Here is a 26,316-nt window from a genome sequence, read left to right as displayed (position 1 = left end):
CTTCCCGGAACATCATGCTTGCCGACCAGGCTAGACGATCGACAATCAAAAGGCGGGCCACGGTATGGGTCTACTGCGATCGGGCATCGGCATCACCGGATCATTCAGCGTCATCACCGCGCGTTCGCGCACAGCGGCCACCTCTGCCGTCGTGATGTGGCCCGCGAGCGCGGCGCCCAGATCTCCGCGCAAGGACTCCTCCAGGCGAGTCACATCGTCAAGCAACTCCGGCTCCACGGGCTTGCCCGCCCAACCCCACAGGACGGTCCGCAGCTTGTCCTCGCTGTGCAGACAGATCCCGTGATCCACCCCGTAGACACCACCATCGGCACCTCGCAGGATGTGGCCGCCCTTGCGATCGGCGTTGTTCACCAAGGTGTCGAACACCGCCATCCGGCGCAGCAAGGCGTCATCGGCGTGCACCAGCACGATTTCGGCGCCATCCGCGTCCAGTGCACGCAGGATCGGCAGGTAATCCTGCGGTACCGCCTGCGGCAGACAGATATCGACCAGATCGAGCGCACCTTCGACCAGCTCCGGCTCGTGGATCCACCGTTGCACCATGCCAACGCCCGCCGGGCCATCTCGAAACACCGTATACGGCACCACATTCCAGCCCAACTCGGCCGATATCAGGTACGTCGCCACCTCGCGACCGGCCAAGGTGCCATCCGGGAAATCCCAGAGCGGCCGCTCGCCCCGTACCGGTTTGTACACACAATGCACGCTGTCCCCCGACGTGCCCGGCACCTCGCACAGAAAGGTGGCATTGCTCGCCGAGCGAATGCGGCCGATGACGGTGAGTTCACCATCGCGGATCGCGGTGTGATCCGCGGGACTGTCGCGGGGCCCCAAACCGTCAGGACTCGGTGTCATCTGCCGCCCCGGGCACCGTCCCCCGGCGATAGCCGTTGGTGCGGACACAGATATGCCCGGCCGGGTCGAGCGGTTCCTCACACAACGGACACGGTGGCCGGCCTGCGGAAACGACTCTGGTGGAGCGTGTCGCGAATTGGCGCGCCGCTTCCAGCGAGAGGAACACCCGAACGGCATCCGGGCCGTCCTCGGAGTCATCGAGTACCACGGAGGCGTCGAATTCCTGCTCACTCACCGCCAGCAGTTCGACAACCACGGAGTTGGCCTCGGCATCCCAGCCCAACCCCATGGTGCCGACCCGGAACTCGGCGTCCACGGGCATCACCAACGGGTTGAGATCCTCGACCACATCGGGCTCGGGCGGGATCTCCGTCCCGAACCGTCGATGAACCTCCGACAGCAGCGTTCCGATGCGCTCGGCCAGCACCGACACCTGCTGCTTCTCCAGCATCACGCTGACGATCCGGCTCTCGTGGACGGCTTGTAGGTAGAACGTGCGATTCCCCGGTTCCCCGACCGTTCCGGCAACGAAACGGTCCGGGCTGCGGAATACATGAATCGATCGGGGCATGGTGTCTCCAAAACTACCGGTCGATGAACCCCTCGCGCGAAGGGTTCTAATCGGTTGTGCCGCCCACCGGAGCATCGGACGCCGCTCCGGCAGGCCTCGCGGGCGGCCCGGCGCTCAGGGCGCTGGACAGGTCAGGGCCGGTGTGGTTCATGTGTACAACAAAAGGTCGCAGCTCGGTGTAACGCACCACGCTCATCGACGCCGGATCGGCCACGATGCGCTGGAACGCGTCCAGGTGGGTGCCGAGCGCATCGGCCAGTACCGACTTGATGACATCTCCGTGAGTACATGCCACCCAGACGCAGTCACCGCCATGCTCCTCGGATAGCCGCCGGTCGTGCTCACGGACAGCCGCCACCGCCCGTGCCTGAACCTGGGCCAGCCCTTCGCCACCCGGGAACCGCGCGGCGCTGGGCTGCTGCTGGACGACCTTCCACAAGGGTTCGGACAACAGCTCCTTGATCTCGCAGCCGGTCCAGTCGCCGTAATCCACCTCCAACAGCCGATCCTCGACCACTGGCGTCAGATTCAGCGCCGCCGCCAGCGGCGCCACGGTCTGCTCGCACCGCAGCAGCGGCGAGGTGACGATCGCCTGGACCGTCACCGCGCCCAGTCGGTCGACCACACCGCGCGCCTGGACCTGGCCCTTCTCGTCGAGCTCGACACCCGGGCTGCGACCCGCAAGGGTGTGTGCGACATTCGAGGTAGAACGCCCATGGCGCAAGAGAATGACCGTCACGATGCGCTCACCACCCCGGCGGCCAGCAGACCCATCACCGTCAGGCCCACCACCACGCGATATCCGACGAACCAGTACATGCTGTGGTTACTGATGAAGCGCAGCAACCAGGCAACTGCCGCGTACCCGATGACAAACGCGATCAGGGTGGCGACCAGCAGCTGCAGGCCCGTCGCACTCATGCCCTCGGTCACCGGATGGAAGGCGTCCGGCAGCGAGAACAGCCCGGAGGCCAGCACCGCCGGTATCGCCAGCAAGAATCCGAATCGGGCGGACGCGGCGCGGTCCAGTCCCAGGAACAGTCCCGCACTGATCGTGGCGCCCGATCGGGAGACGCCGGGTATGAGCGCCAATGCCTGTGCGCTGCCGACGATCACAGCGTCCTTCATGGTCAATTGCTCGGTGGGGCGCACCTGACGCCCATAGTATTCGGCGGCGGCGATGACCAGCGCGAAGACGATGAGCGACGCCGAGATGAGCCACAGATTCCTTGCACCGGAACGAATTTGATCCTTGAACGCCAGGCCCAGCACTCCGATGGGCATGGTGCCTACGATGACGTACCAGCCCATCCAGTAGTCAAAGGTTCTGTGCGCCTTGACGAACAGCCCGTCAAACCAGGCACGAAGGATGCGCCATATATCTTTGGCAAAGTAGAGCAAAACCGCCGCCTCGGTGCCCAACTGGGTCACCGCGGTGAAGGACGCGCCCGCATCGTCACTGAAGAACACTCGCGACACGATGGCCAGATGGCCAGATGATGAGATCGGCAGGAATTCGGTGAGTCCCTGAACCACCGCCAGCACGATCACTTGCAACCAGGACATTGCCGCCACTGCCGAATCCACGACAGCGACCGTACTGGACGCGCCGGCGAATCGCCCTAGCCGGCCAACAGCCGGGCGAGGCGGCTGATGCTCACCGGCTGTGCGTCGGCGACCAGATCACGCACCGCCGCAACGATGCTGCGTTCATCGGTGACATCGATATCGGTGATCGGACGGGTTCCCACCGCCACCACATCGCTGTCGTCGGGAACCAGCTCGGTCAGGAAGGCTCGGTAGATTTCGACACGCAGCAACGAATCCTCGATGCGGAAAGCGAAGCTACGACCATCGCCTACCTCACCAAATCCATTCGCGTGCACGCCCGTCACGAGGACCTCGACGGTGAAGACCGGACTGTCGGCAAGCGTCATAGTCCTCACGATAGCCCCCAGCTACCGTCTGCTAGCACCGAACGCGCCGAGAAAGTCATCTCCTGCCCGGCAACCCCAGGTCGATTGCGATGATGGACGCAATGAATCGTTTACCGGGCCGCGCCATGCGCGGTATAAGGGGCACTGCCGCCGCGCTAACAGCCGTCATCACGGTGGTCACGGGTGCCGTATCGGGCTGCTCATCTGGCAGTGACGCGGGCAATCCCGCCGACCCAGCCGTCATCACTCCGGCCTCCGCGGCACAGTCACCCCCCGTTGCGACGGCACCGGCCGGAACGGTGCACCGATTCACCGGTCGGTCCCGCGCCGTGTTGTTCGACACGTCGACCAAGGTGGTGTCAGTTCTGACCGAAGACGGCCGGACAGTGACGTTGTTCACTCGGGACAACCTCGACGCACCCCGTCACACCGTCACGCTCCCCTCGCCGGCAACCGCAGCCGTTGGCGATGACCACGGCACGGTGTACCTGGCCACCGCGGGCGGCTACTTCACCGTCAACATCGCCTCGGGGCGCGTGGACAAGATCGACGTACCGGGCGACGGCGTGCCCGAGTTCTCGGCAATCACCCGCCGTCCCGACGGCCGGATCGTGTTGGGCAGCACCGACGGCACGGTCTACACCCTCGACTCCCAGAATCGGGTGGCCGCTCGCGCAAAGGGCTTCGCCCATATCGATTCCCTTGCCTACCAAGGCAACACCGTCGCCGTGCTGGATCGCGCACAGAGTTCGGTGACCACCCTGACCGACGCCGGCGACGGTACCGCCCATGCCCTCCGGGCCGGCGCGGGGGCAACGACAATGCTCGCCGACGACAAGGGGCGTCTGCTGGTGGCCGATACCCGCGGCGGCGCCCTGCTGGTATTCGGGCTTGCCGATTCGCTCATCCTGCGCCAGCGCTATCCGGTGCCCAGCGCCCCCTACGCTCTGGCGTACTCCCCCACGCTCACCTGGGTGTCGCAGACGGCGGCCAACACGGTTATTGGCTACGATTTGTCTACCGGCATCCCCGAGGAAAGGGCCCGATTCGCGACTGTGCGGCAACCTAATTCACTGGTCAGCGACGGATTCACGCTGTTTGTGGCATCCGGCGCGGGAGACGGGTTACAGGCGATCGATATCAGGAGCGCGGCATGAGTCGCGCCGCACGCAGCAGCTTTCCCTCGGGCTGGGAAAGCGAGCCCGATGACGAGTACGACTACTACCCGCTGCGGCTGCCCCCGGAAATCACCAGGATCACCGCGTCGCTCCGGCTCTCGATTCAGGCCGAGTTCGGCGGCTGGGAGCTGACCCGGGTGCGGCTCTATACCGATGGAAGTCGTCGAGTACTGTTGCGCCGCAAGAAGATACGCGGCAATGTGGTCGGCGGCCCGTTCACGGCCCCGGTGATGTGATGCTGTACGCCATCCTGTTGCGGCTGTTTTTCGTGGTGCCGCCCGAACGTGTACATACCCTGGTGTTCGCATCGTTGCGTGCCGCTGCCGCCTTCCCTCCGACGCGCCGGCTGATGAATCGCCTGTGCGCCCCGTCCGATCCCATCCTGGCCAGCGAGGTGTTCGGGGTGCACTTCCCCGCACCGTTGGGTTTGGCCGCGGGATTCGACAAGGACGGCGAGGGCCTGAAGGTGTGGGGTCCGCTCGGCTTCGGCTACGCCGAGGTGGGCACGGTGACCGCGATCGCCCAACCGGGCAATCCGAAGCCCCGGCTGTTCCGGCTCGCCGCCGACCGTGGCCTGCTCAACCGGATGGGCTTCAACAACCACGGTGCGGCAGCACTCGCGCCCCGGTTGGCGATGCGAAAGGCCTCGGTGCCCATCGGCGCCAACATCGGCAAATCGAAGATCGTGGAGGCCGCCTTCGCATCCTCGGACTACCGGGTCAGCGCGCGATTGGTGGGGCCCGCCGCCGACTTCCTGGTGGTCAACGTGAGCTCCCCCAACACCCCTGGGCTACGCGACCTTCAAGCCATCGGCGAGCTGCGCAAGATCCTTTCCGCGGTCCTGGAGGAGACCACCGCCCCGGTGCTCGTGAAGATCGCCCCCGATCTATCCGATCCCGACATCGACGAGATCGCAGATTTGGCAGCGGAACTGGGCCTGGCCGGGATCGTCGCCACCAACACCACCATCAGCCGCGCAGGCTTGAAGACGCCGGATGTCGAAGGCCTGGGCGCCGGCGGTGTTTCCGGACCACCGGTGGCCACCCGATCCCTCGAAGTGCTGCGACGGCTGCACCGACGAGTCGGAGATCGTCTGGTGCTGATCAGCGTCGGCGGCATCGAGGATGCCGACGACGCCTGGGCCCGAATCACCGCCGGGGCCTCACTGCTGCAGGGTTACACCGGTTTCATCTACCGGGGTGGCTTCTACGCCAAGCGGATTCACGACGGGATCGCCCAACACCTGCGCGACGGCGGGTTCGGCAGCCTGCACGAGGCGGTTGGCTCCGCCTCGTAGCTGCTCCCGCGGGGCAGCTAGTGCTGCTCGTAGGTGCCGTGAATGACGGCGCGGGCGATCGCATGCCCAAACAGGTTGAAGCCCAGATACGCCGGGGTGGCGCTCTCCGGCAGCTCCAGCTTCGGCACGCCCACAGCGTGCACGGCGATGTAATACCGATGCGGTCCATGGCCGGCGGGCGGTGCCGCCCCGATGTACCGCTTGAGGCTCGCGTCATTGGCCAACGTGATCGCATCCCCCGGCAAGTCGCTTCCGTTGCCCACTCCTGCGGGCAGCTGCGTGGTCGTGGCAGGCAGGTTCGCCACCGCCCAGTGCCAAAAGCCCGACCCGGTCGGCGCGTCGGGGTCATACACCGTGACGGCGAAGCTCTGCGTTTCCTCGGGGAATCCGGACCAGCTCAGCTCGGGCGAGACGTCCTGTCCCCCAGCACCCATGATTCCGCTCACCTGCTCGATGCCGAGCGGCTGTCCGTCGGTGACGCTGGCAGATGTCAGGGTGAAGGTCGGCAGCTGCGGCAAGGAGTCGTAGGGAGAGGCCATGTGGGCGTCCTTTCAGTCGGTAGTGATCAGTGGTTGAGCAGGAAGTGCTGAAGAACCTTGGTACCGAAAGTCAATGCGTCGACCGGCACGCGCTCGTCGACGCCATGGAACAACGACGCGAAATCCAGTTCGGGCGGCAGCTTCAGCGGCGCGAATCCGAAGCATCGAATACCTAACCGGGCGAACGCCTTTGCATCAGTTCCACCGGAAAGCATGTACGGCACGGTGCGAGCCTCGGGATCGAATGCGAGCACCGCGGCATTCATCGCATCGACAAGGTCGCCGTCGAACGTTGTCTCGTAGGCGGGGAGTAACTGCACCCATTCGCGTTCGACGTCGGGCCCGATGATCTCGTCGACCTCGCGCTCGAAGGCCTCCAACCGTCCGGGCAGCACCCGGCAATCGATGACGGCCTCGGCGGTTGCCGGAATGACATTGGCCTTGTATCCGGCCTTGAGCATGGTCGGGTTGGCGGTATCACGCAGGGTCGCACCGACAATCTTGCCGATCGAGCCCAACTTGGCGACGGTGCCCTCCAGATCCGGTGAGTCCGGGTCGAAGTCGTAACCGGTCTCCTCGGCGACCGCGGCAAGGAACTGAGTGACCGCTTCGGTCAACACCAGCGGGAACCGATGCCGACCAAGCTTGGCGACGGCTTCGGCGACCGCCGTAACGGCGTTGTCCTCATGCACCATGGAGCCGTGGCCGGCCCGCGCCTTGGCGGTCAACCTCATCCACGCGATGCCCTTCTCCGCCGTCTCCAGCAGGTACAGGCGCCGCTCACCACCTTCCTTGCGTGGCACGGTGAGCGAGAAGCCGCCCACCTCTCCAATGGCCTCGGTGACACCCTCGAACAGGTCGGGGCGGTTGTCGACGAGCCACTGAGAGCCCCACTTGCCACCGTTCTCCTCATCCGAGACGAAGGCCCACACCAGGTCGCGCGGCGGAACCGTCCCGGATCGTTTGAAGTCGCGGGCGATGGCCACCATCATGCCGACCATGTCCTTCATGTCGACGGCGCCGCGTCCCCACACGTAGCCGTCGGTCACCGCGCCGGAGAACGGGTGCACGCTCCAATCGGCAGCCTCGGCCGGAACCACGTCCAAATGACCGTGGATGAGCAGAGCGCCGCGCCCCCTGTCGGCCCCGGCCAGCCGCGCGAAGAGGTTTCCACGGCCGGGCGCACCCGCCTCGACGTACTCACAGGTGTATCCGACCTCTTCCAGCTGCTGCTGGATCCACCGCGCGCATTCGGCCTCGCCCTTGGTGGTTTCCAGCTCTCCGGTGTTTGAGGTGTCGAAACGGATCAGCGTGCTGACCAGTTCGACGACCTCATCCTCGGGCGCCGGTTTCACAGAAGTCACAACTACCTTTCCTACCATCGTCGGACGCCGCACACCGGGCGCAGGCAACCGGTTTGGGCCTTGTGCAGGGTTTCCGCTAGCCTATGACGGCAACCACGGGCCATAGTGCCCGCACTTGGTTTGAGCACAGCGCGGAAATTCCGCCTACGTGCCCAAACTGGAGCAAGAGGTCCGAGTGGCGGAATGGCAGACGCGCTAGCTTGAGGTGCTAGTGCCCTATTAACGGGCGTGGGGGTTCAAGTCCCCCCTCGGACACGTCCGGCGACACGACTCAGGTCGGCAGTCGCCGTGACCCGCTGACCATGCGGGTCGTAATCGAGACGCAGGCCCAGGCTTGCGTATACCTCGGCGCGTTCTGCCCCAGTTGCCTCGCCAAGTACTGCTGCCAACCCACCCAGCTCCGCGACCAGCTCGCCGATCTGTGCGGCTGACATGACGCTTGGTCGCTCGGCTTGCTCAATACGGGCCTTCAGTTCGTCACGCTCGGCGGTACGGCGACGCAAAGCGGCAGTCAGGTCTTCAACGGCGACACCGGATTCCACTGCGGTGACGAGAGCAGCAATCTTGCTGTTCACCTCGCTGAGCTGGCGCTGCAACGTCGCGTAGCCGGCATTTGTTTTCGGGTCGACTTGCTGCCCACGTGCCAAGTCTTCCGGGTCCGCAAGGGTGGCGATCCATTGGTCCAGCCGAGATGTCACCGCGTCTTCCCGGAGATAGACCGTACGCGGGTGATCAGCGAGTTCCGCGGGCGCGGAACGCGACTTACCCAGCTCACAGCGGTAGAGGATTCGGGTTGTTTGCTTTCCAGCACGGGCGGCACCCTGCATCCGCCGCCCACATGCAGCACAGAACAGCAGCCCGCGAAGCGCGTACGGCGCGGTCGATTCTCGCCTGCACACAAGGCTAGGACCACGGCGCGCCTGTGTACGAAGACGAACAGCCTGAGCCAAATCGTCCGAGATCAGCGCTTCATGAGTTCGGCGATCTGGTGCAATCCACTCAGCCTGATCGCGCCACCGCATCCTGGTCTCGTACCCGGCACCGACATCGTCGGGGCTGACCAAGACCTCGTACTTTTCTTGCTTGCCCCAAACTCGGACACCCGTGTATGCGGGGTTGTCGAGCATTGCGCGGATTGCTGAATGCGCCCACCCACGCGGGTCACGATGACTATTCCGTGCCGGGTCGTATTGGCTCGGTGAGGGCACAGCATCATCCGTAAGCTGCTGCGCGATGTATCGGAGGCCAGCACCGTCCGCGTACATGCGGTAGATCCGCTCGACTGTCGGTGCCGTCACGGGGTCTGGTTCAAGTCGGCGAAGTCGCTGACCGAGATTTGCCTTGGCCGGATTCGGGTGCGGTCCAGCGTCTACGAGCTTGTAACCGTAGGGCGGGCGACCACCGAGATACCTGGTGGTGTCCTGAGCAAGTGCGGACATGGCTGTGCGGACACGCATCTGAATTCGAGCGCGCTCGCTCTTACTCATGCCGCCGAACAACGTCATCACAAGGTCATGCGCCTCGGAGCCGGGATCGACAGCACCGCCTACCTCGGGAACCCACAGGCCGACACCGTAGTGGGTGAGCACAGGGAAAGTAAGCGCGAACTGCGGTCCGTAGAACGCACGAGCGGGCTCCCCGATCACTACAGCATCAAAGCTACGGTCAACAGACGCGACATCAGCAAGGAGACGTGATGCCTCTGGCCTCCGCTTCCATGGCAAGGAACGGCTCTGCCCCACATCGAAATATTCAACGGCGATAACGCCGCCATGTGGGGTGATCAGATCCAAGGCACGACGCCGCTGCCAACCGCGGCTCGCTTCCGGGTCCTGAGCGTCCTCCGTGCTCACCCGGCCATAAAAGGCGAATCTCAGGCTCACGCTGCTCCCCTCTCTGATCCCCGCTTCCGTCCCCTCACAGCCAGTATGACGCGCATCAGCGCACGGGTGGCCTCGGAAGGAAGTTGATAGTCGTCGGGCATATCAATTTCAACACCTCCCTCTGACATCGTCCGTTCGCCGTCGTGAGCTCCGCTCTCCGAGGGACGATCCGTTACCTCGGAGCGAAACGAATGCGGACGCGGCGGTGGCCTCCCAGGTTCCACGATTCAGCCACCCTCCCGTATAGCGGCACGGTATTCGGTGAGCCCTATACGTCGAGTTTCGATGTGGCGGTATGCGGCGCTGATAACGAGAACCCGGTCACCGAGGCTGGTGTGTCCAGCGCGGTCGAACTGCCAACACACGTCCCAATCAGTCTCAGATTCAACGTCTTCACGCGCTAGCAATGGCTTGCCATTGACCTGCTGGCGCCCCTCGGAGACTGGCACGTTTTGTTGGCGGGTCCATGCGGCGCGGCGGGCACGGAGCGTGCCGAGGGTAGTTGAGTAGCGGCGAGATTTTGTGGTGATGTGTCCTCGGTAGCCAAGGGTATGCAGCCAACGTCCGATTCCGATTAGTCCCTCGACCCCTAGGTGGTGGGCTTGGCCCGCGAGGTGATCGACGGCGGTCAGGACAGCCCGTACGTGTTCGGTCACGTCAAGGTCGGCGATGGCTTCGCCCGAGAGTCTGCGGGCGCTGATGCCGAGTTCTTGTAAGGATTTGGTGACGTACTTTGCGAGGTATCCCGCAACCCGACGAGGCGACAACCGCCCGGCGGCGATACTGTTTTCCGGTGAATCATGTTGATCCACAGCGCTTTCAGAGGTGATTGGTTGCGTGTCGATCTGAGTACCGAATCGTACGTTTACCGTTGGGGCCTCTGTATCGTTGTCGGCGCGCGGGTCGGGAATGTCCAGGGTGACGGTGCGTGCTGATTGTTGGATGAGTGCTGCCAGTTCAGCGGCAGTGATCGGCGACTCCCAGAGATGGCCGGTGTCGTGACGGCGCTCCCCACCACCACGAGTGGCGGCGGGGCCGTGGGCTTTGCGGTCACCCGCCGTCGCGGTCTCGGCGTCTGTGGGGTCGAGGCGGATGAGGGCGTGGACGTGCGGGATGGCGCGGGCCTGCATCTCCACGACTTTCACGAAGCTGACCCTCACCGAACTAGGCGAAATGCCTTGATTTTTCAGGTGCTTGGCAAGGTTGCGTCGGAGGGTGATGGTGAAGCGTCGCCATAGTTCGGGCAGGTGCCAGGTGAACAGCACGTGCCCGAGGTAGTCGTAGCAGTCGGCACATAGTGGCTGACCGACTGCCTTGTCGCCGTGGTCGTGGTTCTTGCTGCACCACAGGGGTTTTCCGTGTGGGCAGCGCCGGAACTCCCCGACCCGACGATGGTCCCGACACAGACTGGCCGTGCTGGCGTGCACGGGGCCGAAGCTGGGCGCGGTGAGTGTCGCGAACACCTGCGGGTGACTGCTCACGGTGGCCGGGATGTCGTGGTGGCCTCCTGCGCATCCGGCGTGCACGAGGTGCCAGGTGTCGCGGGCATACAAATCCGAACAGGACGGACACACCGACGCTCGGCGGTTATTGCACCGCGCCCACACGATCTTTTCCCGCCCGTATTGGTCGGTGCCGACAAGCTGGATGGGGTGTGCACAGTATCCGACTGATTGGGCGCGCTGCCACCACGCCTCGAATCCCATGGAGCTAGCGCGGCGCAACATTTGAGCGATGACGGGCCGTGGGTCGATGGTGGCGGGGATACCCGGCAAGACCACTGCCGGGTTCCCTGCACCGCTGCGGGTTGTCACTGCTGCTCCTCTGCCGCGTTGTTGATGTCCTCGCTGCCGGTGCCCTTGCGTGGGTGAGGCGTGGCGAAGATCCGCACCATGTAGGCGATATCGGCGTCGGTGACATGAAATGCCCGTACCCGTGTGGGTTGGGCGGTGCCGTCGATCATCACGTACCCCACCCCCGGCGTGCTGTCGGGGATCAGGTCGCATTCGGCCCCGCCGTCGCGTGCGCCTTGGCCTAGGACCATGGCCGTTTGGGATGCTTCGGTCAGGCGTAACCCGATGCGTACGGTAAACAGTTGCCGCAGCGGCAGGCTGTCTTTCGACGGGTCTTGAATCGCCCCCACTACCGAGATGCCGACCGCGCGGCCCTGCGAGAGCAACAGACCCAAGAGTTGTTCAATCTCAGCGCGCACCTTGCGGTCGGTCACATACGCCGTCAGAGCGGCGATCTCGTCCACCACGATCACAAACAGCGGATCGGCCTTAGTAGGTGTGTGCAGGCGGGCTTGCCCGCGCAACCGGTTGGCTCGCTCATGCATCAGATCGACCAACGCGCGCAACAGTTCCAAGGTTTGGCCGGTGGCATCGTGGGCGAAGAAGCTAAACATCGGCTCCCCCGCCCCCAGTTCCATGCCGCCCTTCGGGTCGATCACGCACAACCGGACCCGCCCGGTTTTCACATCCGGTGCCAATCCGGCGATCAGCGCCCACAACACCGAGCCCTTGCCCGCTCCGGTCGCACCGGCGACCAGGATGTGGTGGCCCAGGATCGGCAGCCGCCACAGCCCGCGTGTTTCCGTGACCCCCACAGATATGGCCGACAGATTCACGCTCGCCCCCACAACGGGCCTCGGCAACCGCACGGGTTCGGCGAGCACGTCACCGCGCATGACCGTCACTCGAATTTCGCCGGGTGTCGTCGCCGTGACGGTGATGCGGTCGGCCTTGAATGCCGCCCCGAGCGCATCAATCTGCTTCTGCCAGTTCGTGACCGACTGCCCGGTCACCACCGACACTTCTAGCACATCGGTGTGCTCACCAATCGAGACAGTGCGCAGAGCTGGCACCAGTTCCCGTTCACCGCGTTTGGCCGTCAAGCCGTGCAGGGCGCACACATGCGTCCAACGGCGGGTGTAGCGCCACCAGATCAGGAAACGTTTCCGTACTGGCTGAAATACCCAGGCGTCGAACGAATCCTCATCAATGAATGCCCATATGCCATACGCGACGGTGAAGCCGGTGGCGGCAAGGAATCCCGCGTTCATGCCGTACTTGACGGCCACGACGAGCGCGGCCACGGTGGGGATGCTGATGGCGGGGAACAAGATGGCCCACCACAACAGGTATCCCGCCGCTTTAACTAGCCCAATCAGTAGCTCGCCGATCCATTCATCGTTTGATGACTGGTTTGTGTTGCTGTTCTTGCTATTTGACGTATTCGACACGATCAATCACTCCTTCCAAGAAAATCTGAGGAAGGGATCGCCCCGGCGAACGCAAATCTGGCGCGCGTGTGGCCGGGGCGTACCCCTCGATTAGGTGCGGGGCTGCCCGCCAGACTTGGCCGCGCCATCTGAGACGGTGATGGCGTCGGCGCGGAAGGCGACCCCCGAGCGGCCTTCTTGAGACCACGGGGTGGCCACCAGGTTCGTCACCGTGACCGGCTGGCCTACTGTGACTTTCGGCTCCCCTGCCACGGTCACCGACAGCACATCGCCGCCATCGGCATCCAGGGCCATCATCTGCACCTGATGCAGCACTGCGCCCGTGGCCTTGTCGATCTTTGGCTGCCCGGAACCGAAATCGGTTCGCGGCTCAGGAGCCTTTGTGCACATGAACGACACCGCAGCGGTGTCAACCTTGAGTTTCATTGCCTTACTGCCCTTTTCGCTTGTTGTGTTCACGCCCGGTCAGGCGCTGGCTCCACTAAAGCTGGACATTTGGGACATATGGGTGGACATTGGCGGGCATTTGGGACATGACCGGGGACATTTGAGACATTCGGGTGGACATCTGCCGGGCACGATGGGCGGACATCGGCCTGCTTGGCGGCTATCGGTGCTGGCCATGGCACACTGGAGAGCCAGTAACGGTGACGGTGCGGCAAGAGGAGCAAAGAGTCCTGCGATGAGCACAGCCGGCGATACACAGGCCGATGCGGCCGCTATGGTCCCGAACGAGCGGCTGAAAGCAAAGTTGCGTGAGCGCGGACTTTCCCAGGCCCAGTTCGCTCGCCGGGTAGGTGTCGAGTTAAAAACGGTGCGGCGCTGGCTGGCCAATGCCGACGCCAGCGTGCGCGAGGACAACGCACGCGAGGCCGCCAAGGTACTTCACTGCACCCCGCACGATTTGTGGCCCACCAAATTCGCACCAGAGGCGACCCCTGTGCGGCACGACGCCCCGGTGCCCTTTAGCCCTACGGTGTATGCCAGCCGCACTCAGGTACCGCTGGCGGTGTGGCACGACCATTTCGCCGCCGCCCAGAACGGGATAGACATCCTGGTCTTCGCGGCGACGTTCTTGTTCGACACGCTCGATGGCTTCACCACCACCCTCACCGACGCCGCTGGGCGCGGCGCACAGGTGCGTTTCCTGGTAGGTGACCCTCACGGGGACAACATGGCCCTTCGCGGCGAAGAGGAAGGCATCGGCGAATCGGTGAAAGCCCGTTCGCATAACTCCGTTGAGCTGCTACGGCCTTACACGGCAACGTCAGGGTTTAACGTACGCACCCATCAAACCACCCTCTACAACTCGATCTTCCGCGTTGATGACGACATGATTATCAACTTCCACGTCTACGGCTCACCCGGACGCGACAACCCCGTGATGATCTTCTCCCGCAGTCAAGAACCCCGCCTATGGGCTACCTTTGAGCGCGCATTCGCCCAGGTCTGGGACGACGCTCAGCCCCTGGCAAGTCCCACGAATCCGTCACTGTAGGAAGGGCTTTACCGCATGGCGCGCACTGACTACTACAACGACCCGAACGCCCCCGAACCCAACAGCGTCGTGCCCTCAGCCTCGGCCATCGTCACCGATGAACACGGCCGTATCCTGCTGATCAAACGCCGCGACAACACCCTATGGGCACTGCCCGGAGGTGGCCATGACATCGGGGAGAGCATCGAACAGACCGCTATCCGCGAGGTTAAAGAAGAAACCGGCCTCAATGTCGAGATCACCGGCCTGGTCGGCATCTACACCAACCCTGCCCACATCGTCGCGTTCACCGATGGTGAAGTGCGCCAGCAATTCTCACTCTGCTTCACCACCAAACTGCGCGGCGGGAAACTGGCCATCGATCACGAAAGCACCGACATCGCCTGGACCGAACCGGCCCACATCGAACAACTCGACATGCATCCGTCGATGCGGCTGCGCATCACCCACTACCTGGAACAGCGGCCGACCCCGTACCTCGGATAGCGCGCCCGCTCACTGCCAGGACTGCACGCGCTTCACTGCGGCCAACAGATCATCACGCGATAGGTCAATGGCTTGGTGCACAGGATCATCCGGACCATACCGTTGCAACACCTCACCCAGGCGGACAGCAGCGGACACCAACGTGCCATCTGGGCCAGTTGTCAAATCGCAGAATGTCAACGCATCCAGCAGCTTACGGTCAGGCTCGGAGAACTCCGACAAACCCTGAACACCGCGTAACTGGGCCTCGATGGTGGCCCCGCTGTGAAATGCAACCAAGGACACGACCAACTCTGGGAAACCCTGACTGCGCACAAACCGTGCACCGTCGAGCGGATGAAAACCCGTCGCACGCACCGACGGTCCATAACCAATGTCGTGAGTCCACGCCGCTGCCACCAGACAATCCCCAGCAGTCACGTCGAAGTGCCCCCGAATCCGCACAGCAGCCGCCGCCACACCCTGCACATGCGCCCACCGACGCGGCAACTCAGCAAGCCGCGACCCAGCCACCCGTCGCGCACGCTCGACCAGCTCGCCCATGACAACCAGCCTACGAGCCCCACGCCGCATAGCCAACGGCGACATTCACGCGCTCACCCAGCACGGCAATACAAGCTGAACATGTCAGCGGGGGCGGCTTACCGTCCGCTTCGCTCCCGTCCACCGCCCCCGAAAACGACCAGCCAACCGCCTGTCTCCAACGCCAAAAACAGCCCTTAACTGCGGTGAGTATTTCGTTTACTGGTATCAAGAACAGCGGGCAGCGCGCTCTTACGCGGGTGTGCGCACGTCCAGCTTCACGCGGTCTCGATGTCGGCTGGGTCTGACATCGCGGAAGTATCTGCCGGATGATCGGCAGATAGGCTATCCGATCCGGCCCGGGCGGTACCGATCCAAGTGTCAACGTCGGCGAGAAAACCGCGATAGAGCAATAGCGCCGCCTCGTGCGTTTGCTCAACGTCGAGTCTTTCTCCAAGCCAACCCCATATCAGCCCGCCGCCCTCGGCAGTGTCGAGATACCAGGTCTGAACTTGTATGCGGCTCACTTGACTGTCGCGGCCCTCGTCAAGGTTGTACTCATCGATGTGCTCACTGACGTTTCGCAGTCGACGCAATGAAGGAATGGCGTCGTCAAAAACACCCACTCTTGCGGTAAGTGGAACTGACAGTCCTCGAACGCGGTTTGACACCCGCTCAACGCAGCGGCGAAGACGGAATACAGCTATGAGGAAGAAATGCAGATCAATCTCAAGAGCCTGAAAATCTACGTGACTGGAATGCCGATTCCTGAAGGCTTGAGCGATACGGCTTGATTGAAGTGAAACGCCATTGATCCAATTGGTGGCCTCCGTGCGTAGCCGTTCCGCGATCACTGGTTCGGAAGGCGGGTGACCTGGACCGTTTGGTCCGCGCATTCTTGCCTCCTGTCACTTCGATCTAAGAAAGCGCATCTCAATGAAGTCGGGAACATCAAAGGTCAGCTAGCAGTGATGCTGTCTGCTTTGAGTAAGTTGGAACAGCTCAGTATTCGACCGTCGAGACGCCATCCGGGTACATTTCTTCGGCTATGTCGGGGTCGATGAAGGTTGTGAGAAGGATGTCAGTAGCAAGCAGACGGTCGATCTCTGCGCGGAGCTCATTGACGCTTGTGGTCAGGGAGATCCCTGAGAGAGTCACGTAGTCCTGGAACGGTGGGAAGTCCTCGATTCCTGGTTCCGCGCGTTCGCGGCTCATGGTCATATCCAGGCTCCACAGGGCAGCATCGGTGGCGTCGCGCGCCTTGAGAAGGGTTGCCGCCAGCCGATGTCCAGGCTGCGGCTTCACAGGCACGGCGTTCCCGCCGCCGTCTCTCTGGATAGCTTGATGGATCTTCTCACTGATCTCAGACAGCATCAACGGATCAGCTGCGGCCAGGTCGAAATGGTAGACACCGTTCACTGCCCAAGTTCCTTAATCTGCCTGCGATTTCGTTATTGCCGGAAGTCGGGGTCTTCGCGTTCGTGGGCGTCCCAGTCCCCGATCACCGCAGGCGAAGCGGGCTTGATGGGGCCGACAAGGCGTTCGGTGTTCTCCATATTGACCAAGAATTTCGGGATCTTGTGTTCGCCCTCGTCGTCTTTGCCGCCCTTGCCGTGACCGGCGCCACCAGCACCCATCATGCCCATCGGCCCCGCACCACGCACACCCGAGTTGCTTATCCCGGTCGGATTCACCCCGCCACTGCCCTGCCCGGCACCAGGATTAGCGCCCGCAGGCAGACCTCCGCGCAGCGATCCACCAGTGGCCGAACTAGAACCGCCACCAGCGTTGCCGCCCTTACCTAACGGGTCCTGCATCCACGACGAAGGCCGGGTCAGGTACCCATCATTGAGAGCCGACGCACCGCGTCCACCAAGACCGCTGCCTAAACCGCTTGCCCCCGAACCACTCCCAGAACCACCGGACCCGCTGCCACCTCCAGAACCACCACCCGGGGCACCTGCGCCTTGCCCCTGACCGGCTCCCTGTCCGTCGCCCATACCCCGGTCGAATGCGGGGCTTGTCTTACCCGCGCCGTCCAGGTTCGTGAGCTGATCACCAACTTGCCCAGAAGTTTTAGACGCCACACCGCCACCGGAACCGCCACCGGCATTGCTCGCCGTCGCCGGGGATGGTCCTGCGGTTCCTTGGGTGGGGTCTGCCACGTCCTCGACATGACCGCTAGCGTCTACAGCGGGTTGACTGAACGAGCTGGTCATCTGATAGCGGGCATGCTCCTGGTCTTCGGCAGCCTTCTTCTGCATATCGCTATCCGACAGGCCCATCGTCTTGCCCATCCGATATGTTTCGGCCGACATCGGCGGCTGGATAGACGATTTCGCGGCGTCCATCGCCGAACCCACCGGAGGCAAAGCCTTACCGATGTCGCGAACCTTCTCGATCACCCCTTGATCCGTCTTCTGGAAAAAGTCGGTGCACTTTTCCTGCCCAGTCTGAGCAGCCAAACCACGCCAATCATTGCCCAAGATTTTTTGCACGTTCTGCCCGAGGGCGTTCATGATTTCGTGGAGCTTGTCCGCTGTGCCATTCACATTCTGTGCCAACGAGCCGACCTTGCCACTCTGAAACCCTTGCGAGATATCGTAGATCGACTGATGGTTACGCGAATACCAATCCTCAGGCTGCGCTGAATGCTTACCCATCAACTACCCCTCTCGAAAATCTATTTACTCGCTTAGCTTTACGGGATTCTTGGCTCGACGGTGGTGGCGATCTGTACCGCCAGCGGGCACTGGTCATAGCGCGCCTTGGTTAGTTCGCTGTTCAAATCGACCTGTACCGTGGCGATCCCGTTCTGCGACGGCAACGCCACCGAACAAATCGCCTGATTCACGTTGTGTAAAAGCCAACCCGTACGGGAACCAATTGTGATCTTCTCCTGGCGGTCATACCGGGCAATCGGCTTGTCCCACTGCGACAGCGACCCATCAATGGCATACACCTTCAGGTCCCCTTGCGAACCGATCCAACGACAACCACGACCATTCTCCGAGAAAAGTTTACCTGCCAGATCGACCTTGCTGGCCGGGTCGAGTTGCCATGATTGGGCTTCGGTGTCGGTGACCGAGGCACAGCCATCAAACGTTGTCCCGGTGACGTTGGGGTTGGGTGCGGCCGTGGTGGGTGGCGACACACCGGGCAACGGTGCCGGGGCACCGATCGATGACGAGGTGCCCGAGGACGATCCGGCTACCGGCGTACCCGTCACGCCACCCGAGCATGCAGCCGCCGCTAGACACAACCCGGTAGCAACGACCACAGTCAAGAACGCTCGCATACGGCTCGTGGCCCTATGCCGGGATAGCAGGGTATGCCCCGCGCGGATCGAGTTTGGGGTATGCCTCGGCGTTGCGGTGCTCGGTTTCGTCGTACTCCTTCTGTGCGCTCTCGGCCCACTCCGCCATCTTCGTCACCCGCTCGATCAAAGCGTCGATAGCAGCCACCACCGATCCGTCCGACCCCTGTATCACCTGTGTCATGATCGCGTTCCAGGTGTCACCCTCCCGGCAAGCGCCCATACCCATATCCGTGTCAAGACCCATCACCCATAATCGCAGGTCCTTAAGCTGTGGGAGGGCTTTGCGGAACTCGTCGGCGACGCGGCCCGCCGCCCGGTCTGCTAGGTGCAGCTCGCCCATGTTCAGCCCAGACTCGCCGGTCATCGACTCCTACCCTTCTGTCACAGATTCATTAGCGTAGAACTTGCCCTATAACTGAGTCCGACGCAGGAACCGCCTATTCGGTTCCACGTTTTCAGAAGTTTTTCCTGTGAATTTCTTCGGTGAACAGATGCTTGCCAGAGCTTGGCTGGCGTCGTACCGTGACCTGCAAAGTCTGCCGTTCAGGAGGGGATTGTTGTGGGGAAACCGGCACTACGCGCCGATACCGACAAGTTGCGTTCGTTAGCCAGCGAGTTGTCCTATCGCGCCAACAACATCAACAACATCGACGCTGCGGCCTCGGTGCGCGACGCCGGGTCGGCGATGCCGGGATCGAAGTTCGCCGCCGCAGTCGCGCGATTGGGTGACCCGAATGGGCGGGCATTCAAGTCGATGGGCGGGCAGATCACCCGTATGCAGCACGCAGCGTGGGATACCTCGCTGGATTACGACGCCCAGGAACAAACAAACGCTGCCCAGCTGCGCGATTACGGGAACGGGCGGTAACCGGTGATGGTGCTGATTTCTCAGCTGCGTGCGATGAAACCCGAGCTGGTCACCGAGACGGCCTACCAGCTCGCTAACGTCAAGGAATCGTTCAAGGCGCAGCTGGACACCATGAAGTACAACGTCCAGACGGCCACCGCCGACTGGAAAGGCGAAGCCGCAGCCGCCGCGTCGGTCAAGACGCTGGCCGAACATCTGGCCGGGACGCATATCGTTGATGCCATCGGCTCACAGGAGCAGGCCATTAAAGACGGTGTGAACGCGCTGTCGAGTGCCCGATCCAGTGCTCTCGGTGTCGCCGATGACGCGATTGGGACCGGCTGCACCGTCTCCGATGAAGGCCATGTGAAAGCCCCCGACCTGAAATATGTGGTTACCGACCCCACCGCGTACTTGTTGTTGCAAAACCAAGCCAACGAGAAGGCCAAAGCCTTTGAAGCACGGTTGATTCCGGCATTGCATCTGTTCGATGAACTCGACACCGCCGCCGAAGCGGCCATCAACGGCGAAATCGCTGAAATGGAATCGTTGATCCGCGACCCCGACAGCACCCCAGCATCCACGTTGGCCGACGACATCTTGAATGGCAAGGCCAAGCCGCCCGAGGATCCCAAAGCGTTTAAAGACTGGTGGAATTCGCTGTCTGAGGGCGAAAAGAACGAGATGTACCTGCACGACCAGTACATCGGTAACAACGACAACATGCCCACTGGCGACAAGGATCATCACGGCCGGGACTACTTCAACCGCCTCAAACTCGATGACGAACTCGGCCGCGCGACCACCGCCGCCGCACAGGTCGATCAATTGAAGGCACAACACCCGGATTGGTTGGCGGGCAAGAACATTCCCGACACCATGGTCGGTGGCATCACCAAAGACCGCATGGACTACGACACCTGGCAACGACAACTCGACGACGCCACCAAACGCGCTAAATACCTACCCGACCTCCAAGCGACCGACAAGTCCGTGCGCGACAACCCGGATCGCAAACTCATGGTGCTCGACACCCAAACCGGCCGCCAAGCCCACACGGCCGTCGCCATCGGCGACCCCGACACCGCCGACCACATCTCGGTAACCACCCCCGGCATCAACACCACCGTGGGCGAATCCATCGGCAACATGACCAACGAAGCGGCCAAGCTCCGTCAAGAAGCCTTGACGCAGTTATCCCATGTGCCTGGACACAAGGACGACACTGTCGCGACGATTGCGTGGATTGGGTATGACCCGCCACAAATCAACGACAAACAGGGGGTTGGTGACAATCTCACTGGTGTCTCGGACGTGGTCCACGATGATCAGGCCAAGGACGGGGCACGCAGCCTGGCCCGCTTCTACGACGGCCTCCAAGTCACCCACCAAGGCGGCCCAGCGGACGTGACCGCGATCGGGCACTCTTACGGCTCCCTCACCACCGGCCTCGCGTTGCAGGAACCGGGCAATCACGGCATCACCAACGCCATCTTCTACGGCTCCCCCGGGATCGAAGCAGAGACCCCACAACAGCTCGGTGTGCAGCCGGGACATGTGTTCACGATGGAAACCCCGGACGACCCCATCCAGTGGGTGTACGACGGACCCGACATCGCCCGCCACACCCCGCTACTGCCTGCCATCTTGTGGGGCCACGATGTCATGGGACTCGGCGACTTCGGTCCCAACCCGGCTACGAACCCCAACTTCACTCACCTGGAAACAGGCACAGTCACCACACCCGACGGGCGCAGCCTGGAAGCCGCACACAAGCACAGCGACTATGGCCGCACTGCCAGCAACGGACAGCTATACACACCCGGCTACAACATAGCCGCCGTCGTCGCTGGACTTGCCGACCAAAATGCCATCCACCAAAGGTAATCCGCACGCACATGACTAGAACCTCGCCAAGACGCCACACAATCGGATGCATCGCCGCAACAATTCTCGTGATGATGACAGGATGCAACATGGACAACCGCTACGCCCCCACACCACCGACAGAGGCCGCCAAAGCCCTCGAAGAACTCAAAAACCTTCCCTCCCTTGAAGACACCAAGGCGCAACTGCGAGAAGCAATTGAGACAATCACTACCGCAGTCAGCAAGATAATCTCAACCGGCAGCACATGGAGCGATCAAGGCAACGAAGACGTGGCCGGATGCGACAAACCGTATGACCAAAGCGATGGCCAATCCTGGTATGCACCGAACGCCATCGCGAACGATGTTGCTGTCTCAGAAGATGAATGGCCCAAGATTCTTGAGGTAACGAAAACTGCCGCTGCCAAGCTCGGCGCCACTGAACCCCATGTTTTTCAGGATAAGCGCGGCAACCACGATGTCAGGTTCTACGGTCCAGCAGGACTCTCTGTCAATGTCGGCTACGCAGGCAACCTGAGCGTCGGCGGCTACACAGGTTGCCGCCTACCCGCCGCGAAGAAATAGGCCGCCGATGAATCCTGACACAGGGCTTGAGGACTTGATGCGGGCAGCGACCCGAGTCAACGAGGCCGTCGTACAGGTACGCGGCTACGGGCAGGCGGCAGGCGCATGGGTCAAAGTCGAAGTCACGGGCGAGGGCACGATCACTAACCTGTCACTGGCTGAGCAGACCAGGGGCATGCCTGCGCACGAACTAGCCCGAGCGATCCGGGAGGCGCAACGCGCCGCCATCACCGACGCAATGCAGAAAGTCCAACAAATTCAGTCCCAAATCACCGAAAACAGTTACGTCACGGCGTTACTGAATCGGATTGGATCGGCCCAACCGCGCAACCCCCAGGCGACCATCACCCAGGGCAGTGAACTCCAGCAACGCGCTTCCAGAGGCATGACCGAGCAAGAGCTGGATGCATCACAGGAAGAATTCAGCTTTGACCCGCTCGGGCGACGCCAGCGGCGATAGAACCTTGAGCTTCGCAATACCGCCGCTAGATTACGAGCGTCACGATTCACTCGACGGCTGACGCACCGCGCGTCCACGCCGGACGGTTCAGCGCCTCCATCCCAGCTCAAAGCCACGATCAAAGACTCAGTTCAAAGATCTGAACTCGTGTCGTAGGTGGCCAAGTCCCCCCTCGGACACAACAACCAATCTCGATATTCATGCAGGTAGAAGCCGCTTTTGCGAAAAATGGAAACTGCTGAAATCACCTAGTGGGCACATTTTGGGCACAGAACGATGCGTCTACGAGTACCCACCCGCAGAAAGAAGCCTCGGAGAATGCTCAGCCTCCGACGGCTTCTTGGGTTACTGGAGTGTCAGATTTCGGTGCGCTCATAGTCCAGACCAAGCTCGTCCAACGCTGCCCAGACCGGCGACTCTACGCAGCCATTAGCGCACTGCTCGCTCGTGTTCTCCGACATCACAGTTACCTCCTTCCTAATCAGATCGCCCGTACTTCGGCGGGCATCACCCTCGGGGACGTGCCTCCACGGAGTCGAATCCCCGGACGGCACGCCGCTCGGCTTCCTCGTGCTTGTCCACCAGCTCACGTAGCAGCCGGGCATCGTTGCGCAGGGTCGCGGTCAGCCCACTGACGTTCGCTTCCACTTTGTCCAGGGCGACAGCCAGCGCCTTCCCGAGCGGCTGGAACACCGGGGCTGTCCGCGCATCCTTGGTGTACATCCGTGCTTCCCGCTGGAATGCGGCTTCGACCTTGGCCCGCCTGGTGGCCACGCCCTCCTCGATCTCGTTGGCCTTGTCCTCCAGCTTGCGCGCGAAATCCAGCAGGCCATCCGGGTCAATCGAAATAGTGTCCCCGGTGTTGAAGCCGTGTGCGTTGGTCAGGGCCGGATTGGGAGTGAGAGAAGGTTCAGTCGGCGGCTTCTCCTTGCTGGACTGGTCGATGAGATGAACAAGGCTCCTGACCGGATTGCCTGTGACCGGATCAGCGGCCAGAGTGTCTTTCAGCCAGCGTGTGGCCAGGTCAGCACGCTGCTGGGTCGGCAGGCCGTCCACCCGGTTCTGCATTGCATCGAGGACCACCTTCGGCCTGAGCACGTTCTTCTTGGCCAATTCCTCAATGGACTCAGAATTGTTGTCGCTCATCGCTTCACGTCCTTCACGCCGTCGTATCGTCCGGCGTTATCACTGTCCTGTTCGCTCAGGGCCTCAGCACCACCAGCACCGATGTCAGCCACGCGCGCCAACTCCGTCAGCGTCTGCCGGGTCTCACCCAACTCCGCCTCCAGGATCGCCGCGTGTCCGGGTCTCATACCTGCCGACGACACCGTGGGCAGTCCCGCCGTTGCTCCCCGCGCACCACCGGCCACTCCCCGGTGCATCTGAATCACCGGGTCTCCCGATGTCGCAATACTCATCATTCCTCCTATGCCACTTGCTTCTCCGCGTCCCTGATGGACTGGAATTTCTCGATGGCGCAAACCGCGTCGCCCCAACGGCCACAGCTCATCGACGCGGTGGCATCGGAGAGATGCCAGCGGCTCAAGACACCGAGGTATCCCGATGGCTGGACACCCACCCACCGTGCCGCCTTGAGCCGCGCGGACTCAGTGTCGAGGTCGGAGATGCCGGGAGCGGCCTGGCCCAATACCGCCATGGCGAACGCCTGCACGGCCTCATCCTCGGACACATCATCACGACTGCGAGACACTTTGCAAGGCAACAACTCCCCGGCCTCCACCAACTGCTGGTATTGCTCAACACTCTGGCTGTTCTCTCCACCGGGAACGGTGGTCAGCACCGCCTCGACGGTCCACCCGCTGGGGATCGCGGGGGTCTGTCAGATTAACGGTGGATCTGCTTGGCATGGTTAGTTATTCGCTGCCGGGGTAATCCGGCCTTCGAACGCGATAGCGAATGCGTTCAAAGCTGGTTTCCGCCGCATGGCCCATCGTGCTCTACCTTTGCCGGTGGGGTCTAGTGATCGGGTGACCAGATACAGGCACTTGAGAGCTGCTTGCTCGGTGGGGAAATGACCGCGGGCGCGGATTGCCCGGCGGTAGCGGGCGTTGACCGATTCGATAGCGTTCGTGGAGCAGATGACTCGCCGGATCTCGGTGTCGTAGTCCAGGAACGGCACGAACTCGCTCCAGGCGTTCTCCCAGAGTCGCATGATCGCCGGATAGCGTTGGCCCCATTTGCCGCTGAACTCGACGAAGCGTTCTTTGGCCGCGGCCTCGGTCGCTGCGGTGTAGACCGGCCGCAGATCGCGGGCCATCTCGTCCCAGTATTTGCGGGATGCGTAGCGAAAGGTATTGCGGATCAAATGGATAACGCAGGTCTGGATCACAGCAGCGGGCCAGACAGTGTTGATCGACTCGGGTAAGCCTTTGAGTCCGTCACAGACCACGATGCACACATCGGCGGTGCCACGGTTCTTGATCTCGGTCAAGACAGCAAGCCAGTATTTGGCGCCTTCACCGCCGTCCCCGGCCCACAAGCCCAGGATGTCCCGTTCATCTGCGGTGGTGACGCCGATGGCGACATAGACCGGCCGGTTGGCGACCTGGCCGTCGCGGATCTTGACGTGGATAGCGTCGATGAACATCACCGGATACACCGAATCTAGTGGCCGCCCTGCCCATTCGGCCATTTCTCCGACCACCTTATCGGTGATCTTCGAGATCGTGTCCTTCGAGACGTCAGCACCATAGACCTCACCGAAATGAGCGGCGACTTCGCCGGTGGTCAGCCCTTTGGCGGTCAGGGACAAGATGATCTGATCGATCCCGGTCAGCCGGCGCTGGCGTTTCCGGACGATCTTCGGATCAAAGCTGGCGTCGGTATCGCGGGGCACCTCGATTTGCACCGGCCCGATCTCGGTCAGCACCGTTTTCTCGCGGACCCCGTTGCGGGAGTTCCCGCCATTACGGCCCGCCACCTGGTGTTTTTCATAGCCCAGGTGTTCATCCATCTCCGCTTGCAGCGCGGACTCCAACACCTGTTTGGTGAGCGCATTGAGCAACCCGTCCGGGCCGACCAGCTCCACACCCTGCTCGCTGGCTTGGGCCAGCAACTGCGCGGCCACCGCCGCGGTATCAATCTGATTCGCCATGTCATCCATGGTTTCGGTCATCATCAGTCCTTCCCGCCAAGCAACGCCCGGCGTGTTGAACCAAGTCAGATCCACCGTTTTTCAGACAGTCCCCAGCAGGGGGTACCAACGAGGAATGTGTCGATACTGGGCGGCGGTCTTCCCGAACTCTCGATGTTGGGGTGGCGGCTGAAAGTACCCGTCCGCGTCATACTGCGGAGACCCGTCGTCCCATGTGTGGTACTTGAGTATCCTGCTGCGTCGTTCTTCACGCGCCAGTACAATGTCTGTCTCTTCGACAGCGAGGACTTCAAGCTCGGGAGTGGAGAAGGAAATCCCCGGGTAATCCATGTCCGGTGTGCAGGAATCCGGAAACACGGGACGAACCCGATACAGCGATCCGCCGCCGCCAATACCTCTCGAAGCCCATGCGCGAGCGAACTCGCGGTCGGTGGTGTAGTACACACGGTCTGTGTCTCGTACTTCGTTGTAGCCCACCGCTTGTTCTACGTGTCGCCGGAACTTATCGGAGCTGCTTTTCCCACCCCGACGCGGACCAATGCGATCCCCTACAGACAAACCTGAAACGCCTCCATACCAGCAACCGTCGCCAGACATCCCCGCCCCTCTCGACTTCGAGAACGCTGTCACGTCCCCGCTGATACGGGACGCTACCGACCAAGCCAGCGCTGGTGTGCGTCATCGCTCCCGGCGCGTCGTCGTCGGGCTCGAAGTGTCAGAGCTGTTC

Annotated in this window: 30 protein-coding genes and 1 tRNA gene; 10 read left to right on the top strand and 21 right to left on the bottom strand. The window is 62.4% G+C overall.

Annotated features, from left to right (window positions below):
• Positions 1-45: 45 nt before the first annotated feature.
• From MSTE_RS10035 to MSTE_RS10015, 5 genes are read right to left on the bottom strand one after another with little or no spacing between them, the layout of a single operon-like run.
• On the bottom strand, positions 46-876 hold the full coding sequence (locus MSTE_RS10035; RefSeq protein WP_096500879.1) for an SCO1664 family protein: 831 nt from the start codon (positions 874-876) through the stop codon (positions 46-48).
• Positions 860-1,447 (bottom strand): DUF3090 domain-containing protein, encoded by a 588-nt coding sequence (locus MSTE_RS10030; protein ID WP_096500877.1) that lies wholly within the window; start codon positions 1,445-1,447, stop codon positions 860-862. The genes MSTE_RS10035 and MSTE_RS10030 overlap by 17 nt, the downstream gene beginning before the upstream one ends.
• A 46-nt stretch (positions 1,448-1,493) precedes the next feature.
• The gene (locus MSTE_RS10025) at positions 1,494-2,186 is read right to left on the bottom strand and encodes a histidine phosphatase family protein (RefSeq protein ID WP_096500875.1); all 693 of its coding nucleotides are present in this window, start codon (positions 2,184-2,186) and stop codon (positions 1,494-1,496) included.
• Positions 2,183-3,013, bottom strand: a complete 831-nt coding sequence (locus MSTE_RS10020) for an undecaprenyl-diphosphate phosphatase (protein WP_162291615.1) — start codon at positions 3,011-3,013, stop codon at positions 2,183-2,185. Before MSTE_RS10020 ends, MSTE_RS10025 begins: the two co-directional genes overlap by 4 nt.
• A 56-nt stretch (positions 3,014-3,069) precedes the next feature.
• On the bottom strand, positions 3,070-3,384 hold the full coding sequence (locus MSTE_RS10015) for a hypothetical protein (RefSeq protein ID WP_057968063.1): 315 nt from the start codon (positions 3,382-3,384) through the stop codon (positions 3,070-3,072).
• Positions 3,385-3,473: 89 nt separating this feature from the next.
• On the opposite strand from MSTE_RS10015, the gene MSTE_RS10010 reads away from it, so the two are divergent.
• The 3 genes from MSTE_RS10010 to MSTE_RS10000 are packed head-to-tail and all read left to right on the top strand — an operon-like array spanning position 3,474 to position 5,859.
• Positions 3,474-4,541 (top strand): hypothetical protein, encoded by a 1,068-nt coding sequence (locus MSTE_RS10010; protein ID WP_096500872.1) that lies wholly within the window; start codon positions 3,474-3,476, stop codon positions 4,539-4,541.
• Positions 4,538-4,798: a DUF5703 family protein gene (locus MSTE_RS10005; RefSeq protein ID WP_046253436.1), complete on the top strand. Its 261-nt coding sequence runs from the start codon at positions 4,538-4,540 to the stop codon at positions 4,796-4,798. The genes MSTE_RS10010 and MSTE_RS10005 overlap by 4 nt, the downstream gene beginning before the upstream one ends.
• The gene (locus tag MSTE_RS10000) at positions 4,798-5,859 is read left to right on the top strand and encodes a quinone-dependent dihydroorotate dehydrogenase (protein ID WP_096500870.1); all 1,062 of its coding nucleotides are present in this window, start codon (positions 4,798-4,800) and stop codon (positions 5,857-5,859) included. Before MSTE_RS10005 ends, MSTE_RS10000 begins: the two co-directional genes overlap by 1 nt.
• Before the next feature lie 17 nt (positions 5,860-5,876).
• On the opposite strand, the gene MSTE_RS09995 is transcribed toward MSTE_RS10000, so the two are convergent.
• Positions 5,877-6,398: a YbhB/YbcL family Raf kinase inhibitor-like protein gene (locus MSTE_RS09995; RefSeq protein WP_070942495.1), complete on the bottom strand. Its 522-nt coding sequence runs from the start codon at positions 6,396-6,398 to the stop codon at positions 5,877-5,879.
• 26 nt (positions 6,399-6,424) lie between these two features.
• Positions 6,425-7,753, bottom strand: a complete 1,329-nt coding sequence (locus tag MSTE_RS09990; protein ID WP_193442086.1) for a M20/M25/M40 family metallo-hydrolase — start codon at positions 7,751-7,753, stop codon at positions 6,425-6,427.
• A gap of 178 nt (positions 7,754-7,931) precedes the next feature.
• On the opposite strand from MSTE_RS09990, the gene MSTE_RS09985 reads away from it, so the two are divergent.
• Positions 7,932-8,017, top strand: a tRNA-Leu gene (locus MSTE_RS09985).
• Here the strand turns inward: MSTE_RS09985 and MSTE_RS09980 are convergent.
• The 4 genes from MSTE_RS09980 to MSTE_RS09965 form a co-directional block, all read right to left on the bottom strand.
• A complete protein-coding gene (locus MSTE_RS09980; RefSeq protein ID WP_096500866.1) occupies positions 7,999-9,645 on the bottom strand; it encodes a recombinase family protein in 1,647 nt (548 codons plus the stop codon). The genes MSTE_RS09985 and MSTE_RS09980 overlap by 19 nt on opposite strands.
• Positions 9,646-9,872: 227 nt before the next feature.
• A complete protein-coding gene (locus tag MSTE_RS09975) occupies positions 9,873-11,459 on the bottom strand; it encodes a replication initiator (RefSeq protein ID WP_096500864.1) in 1,587 nt (528 codons plus the stop codon).
• On the bottom strand, positions 11,456-12,889 hold the full coding sequence (locus MSTE_RS09970; protein ID WP_408645879.1) for an FtsK/SpoIIIE domain-containing protein: 1,434 nt from the start codon (positions 12,887-12,889) through the stop codon (positions 11,456-11,458). Before MSTE_RS09970 ends, MSTE_RS09975 begins: the two co-directional genes overlap by 4 nt.
• A 90-nt stretch (positions 12,890-12,979) precedes the next feature.
• Entirely contained in the window at positions 12,980-13,315 is a 336-nt protein-coding gene (locus MSTE_RS09965; protein WP_096500862.1) for an SCO3933 family regulatory protein, read from the bottom strand.
• Positions 13,316-13,571: 256 nt separating this feature from the next.
• Here MSTE_RS09965 and MSTE_RS09960 point away from each other — a divergent pair, with 256 nt between their 5' ends.
• Positions 13,572-14,387: a helix-turn-helix domain-containing protein gene (locus tag MSTE_RS09960; RefSeq protein WP_096500860.1), complete on the top strand. Its 816-nt coding sequence runs from the start codon at positions 13,572-13,574 to the stop codon at positions 14,385-14,387.
• A gap of 15 nt (positions 14,388-14,402) precedes the next feature.
• A complete protein-coding gene (locus MSTE_RS09955; protein WP_096500858.1) occupies positions 14,403-14,873 on the top strand; it encodes an NUDIX hydrolase in 471 nt (156 codons plus the stop codon).
• Positions 14,874-14,882: 9 nt separating this feature from the next.
• On the opposite strand, the gene MSTE_RS09950 is transcribed toward MSTE_RS09955, so the two are convergent.
• From MSTE_RS09950 to MSTE_RS09925, 6 genes are all read right to left on the bottom strand, one after another.
• Positions 14,883-15,416: an HD domain-containing protein gene (locus MSTE_RS09950; RefSeq protein ID WP_096500856.1), complete on the bottom strand. Its 534-nt coding sequence runs from the start codon at positions 15,414-15,416 to the stop codon at positions 14,883-14,885.
• Positions 15,417-15,673: 257 nt separating this feature from the next.
• Positions 15,674-16,291, bottom strand: a complete 618-nt coding sequence (locus tag MSTE_RS25500) for a hypothetical protein (RefSeq protein WP_231897039.1) — start codon at positions 16,289-16,291, stop codon at positions 15,674-15,676.
• 106 nt (positions 16,292-16,397) lie between these two features.
• A complete protein-coding gene (locus tag MSTE_RS09940) occupies positions 16,398-16,814 on the bottom strand; it encodes a hypothetical protein (protein ID WP_096500854.1) in 417 nt (138 codons plus the stop codon).
• Between the two features lie 32 nt (positions 16,815-16,846).
• The gene (locus tag MSTE_RS09935) at positions 16,847-18,058 is read right to left on the bottom strand and encodes a WXG100 family type VII secretion target (RefSeq protein WP_096500852.1); all 1,212 of its coding nucleotides are present in this window, start codon (positions 18,056-18,058) and stop codon (positions 16,847-16,849) included.
• A 38-nt stretch (positions 18,059-18,096) separates the two neighbouring features.
• Complete coding sequence (locus tag MSTE_RS09930) at positions 18,097-18,693, bottom strand: DUF3558 domain-containing protein (protein ID WP_096500850.1); 597 nt, start codon at positions 18,691-18,693, stop codon at positions 18,097-18,099.
• 13 nt (positions 18,694-18,706) lie between these two features.
• Positions 18,707-19,078, bottom strand: coding sequence for a hypothetical protein (locus MSTE_RS09925; protein WP_096500848.1), 372 nt, complete (start codon positions 19,076-19,078; stop codon positions 18,707-18,709).
• 195 nt (positions 19,079-19,273) lie between these two features.
• On the opposite strand from MSTE_RS09925, the gene MSTE_RS09920 reads away from it, so the two are divergent.
• From MSTE_RS09920 to MSTE_RS09905, 4 genes are all read left to right on the top strand, one after another.
• On the top strand, positions 19,274-19,582 hold the full coding sequence (locus tag MSTE_RS09920; protein ID WP_096500846.1) for a hypothetical protein: 309 nt from the start codon (positions 19,274-19,276) through the stop codon (positions 19,580-19,582).
• 6 nt (positions 19,583-19,588) lie between these two features.
• A complete protein-coding gene (locus MSTE_RS09915) occupies positions 19,589-21,448 on the top strand; it encodes an alpha/beta hydrolase (protein ID WP_096500844.1) in 1,860 nt (619 codons plus the stop codon).
• A gap of 89 nt (positions 21,449-21,537) precedes the next feature.
• A complete protein-coding gene (locus MSTE_RS09910; RefSeq protein ID WP_096500842.1) occupies positions 21,538-22,014 on the top strand; it encodes an LppA family lipoprotein in 477 nt (158 codons plus the stop codon).
• A gap of 7 nt (positions 22,015-22,021) precedes the next feature.
• Positions 22,022-22,474, top strand: a complete 453-nt coding sequence (locus MSTE_RS09905; RefSeq protein ID WP_096500840.1) for a YbaB/EbfC family nucleoid-associated protein — start codon at positions 22,022-22,024, stop codon at positions 22,472-22,474.
• Positions 22,475-22,981: 507 nt separating this feature from the next.
• Here MSTE_RS09905 and MSTE_RS25495 read toward each other — a convergent pair.
• The 4 genes from MSTE_RS25495 to MSTE_RS09885 form a co-directional block, all read right to left on the bottom strand.
• A complete protein-coding gene (locus MSTE_RS25495) occupies positions 22,982-23,620 on the bottom strand; it encodes a hypothetical protein (protein ID WP_231897038.1) in 639 nt (212 codons plus the stop codon).
• Positions 23,617-23,892: a hypothetical protein gene (locus MSTE_RS09895; protein WP_096505687.1), complete on the bottom strand. Its 276-nt coding sequence runs from the start codon at positions 23,890-23,892 to the stop codon at positions 23,617-23,619. Before MSTE_RS09895 ends, MSTE_RS25495 begins: the two co-directional genes overlap by 4 nt.
• An 8-nt stretch (positions 23,893-23,900) precedes the next feature.
• A complete protein-coding gene (locus tag MSTE_RS09890) occupies positions 23,901-24,275 on the bottom strand; it encodes a hypothetical protein (RefSeq protein ID WP_096500838.1) in 375 nt (124 codons plus the stop codon).
• Between the two features lie 69 nt (positions 24,276-24,344).
• Complete coding sequence (locus tag MSTE_RS09885; protein WP_408645835.1) at positions 24,345-25,589, bottom strand: IS256 family transposase; 1,245 nt, start codon at positions 25,587-25,589, stop codon at positions 24,345-24,347.
• Positions 25,590-26,316 lie beyond the last annotated feature (727 nt).

This window comes from [Mycobacterium] stephanolepidis (genome assembly GCF_002356335.1).
GTDB classification, from domain to species: domain Bacteria; phylum Actinomycetota; class Actinomycetes; order Mycobacteriales; family Mycobacteriaceae; genus Mycobacterium; species Mycobacterium stephanolepidis.
The sequence above is the reverse complement of the archived record's forward strand: the minus strand, read 5'-3'. Positions and strand labels throughout refer to the sequence as shown.

Excerpts from the sequence above, each read along its gene's own strand:
- MSTE_RS10035 (WP_096500879.1), bottom strand. The coding sequence starts at position 876 with ATGACACCGAGTCCTGACGGTTTGGGGCCCCGCGACAGTCCCGCGGAT.
- MSTE_RS10030 (WP_096500877.1), bottom strand. The coding sequence starts at position 1,447 with ATGCCCCGATCGATTCATGTATTCCGCAGCCCGGACCGTTTCGTTGCC.
- MSTE_RS10020 (WP_162291615.1), bottom strand. The coding sequence starts at position 3,013 with ATGTCCTGGTTGCAAGTGATCGTGCTGGCGGTGGTTCAGGGACTCACC.
- MSTE_RS10015 (WP_057968063.1), bottom strand. The coding sequence starts at position 3,384 with ATGACGCTTGCCGACAGTCCGGTCTTCACCGTCGAGGTCCTCGTGACG.
- MSTE_RS10010 (WP_096500872.1), top strand. The coding sequence starts at position 3,474 with ATGATGGACGCAATGAATCGTTTACCGGGCCGCGCCATGCGCGGTATA.
- MSTE_RS10005 (WP_046253436.1), top strand. The coding sequence starts at position 4,538 with ATGAGTCGCGCCGCACGCAGCAGCTTTCCCTCGGGCTGGGAAAGCGAG.
- MSTE_RS10000 (WP_096500870.1), top strand. The coding sequence starts at position 4,798 with ATGCTGTACGCCATCCTGTTGCGGCTGTTTTTCGTGGTGCCGCCCGAA.
- MSTE_RS09995 (WP_070942495.1), bottom strand. The coding sequence starts at position 6,398 with ATGGCCTCTCCCTACGACTCCTTGCCGCAGCTGCCGACCTTCACCCTG.
- MSTE_RS09965 (WP_096500862.1), bottom strand. The coding sequence starts at position 13,315 with ATGAAACTCAAGGTTGACACCGCTGCGGTGTCGTTCATGTGCACAAAG.
- MSTE_RS09960 (WP_096500860.1), top strand. The coding sequence starts at position 13,572 with ATGAGCACAGCCGGCGATACACAGGCCGATGCGGCCGCTATGGTCCCG.
- MSTE_RS09955 (WP_096500858.1), top strand. The coding sequence starts at position 14,403 with ATGGCGCGCACTGACTACTACAACGACCCGAACGCCCCCGAACCCAAC.
- MSTE_RS09950 (WP_096500856.1), bottom strand. The coding sequence starts at position 15,416 with ATGGGCGAGCTGGTCGAGCGTGCGCGACGGGTGGCTGGGTCGCGGCTT.
- MSTE_RS25500 (WP_231897039.1), bottom strand. The coding sequence starts at position 16,291 with ATGCGCGGACCAAACGGTCCAGGTCACCCGCCTTCCGAACCAGTGATC.
- MSTE_RS09935 (WP_096500852.1), bottom strand. The coding sequence starts at position 18,058 with ATGGGTAAGCATTCAGCGCAGCCTGAGGATTGGTATTCGCGTAACCAT.
- MSTE_RS09930 (WP_096500850.1), bottom strand. The coding sequence starts at position 18,693 with ATGCGAGCGTTCTTGACTGTGGTCGTTGCTACCGGGTTGTGTCTAGCG.
- MSTE_RS09925 (WP_096500848.1), bottom strand. The coding sequence starts at position 19,078 with ATGACCGGCGAGTCTGGGCTGAACATGGGCGAGCTGCACCTAGCAGAC.
- MSTE_RS09915 (WP_096500844.1), top strand. The coding sequence starts at position 19,589 with ATGGTGCTGATTTCTCAGCTGCGTGCGATGAAACCCGAGCTGGTCACC.
- MSTE_RS09910 (WP_096500842.1), top strand. The coding sequence starts at position 21,538 with ATGGACAACCGCTACGCCCCCACACCACCGACAGAGGCCGCCAAAGCC.
- MSTE_RS09905 (WP_096500840.1), top strand. The coding sequence starts at position 22,022 with ATGAATCCTGACACAGGGCTTGAGGACTTGATGCGGGCAGCGACCCGA.
- MSTE_RS25495 (WP_231897038.1), bottom strand. The coding sequence starts at position 23,620 with ATGAGCGACAACAATTCTGAGTCCATTGAGGAATTGGCCAAGAAGAAC.
- MSTE_RS09895 (WP_096505687.1), bottom strand. The coding sequence starts at position 23,892 with ATGAGTATTGCGACATCGGGAGACCCGGTGATTCAGATGCACCGGGGA.
- MSTE_RS09885 (WP_408645835.1), bottom strand. The coding sequence starts at position 25,589 with ATGGCGAATCAGATTGATACCGCGGCGGTGGCCGCGCAGTTGCTGGCC.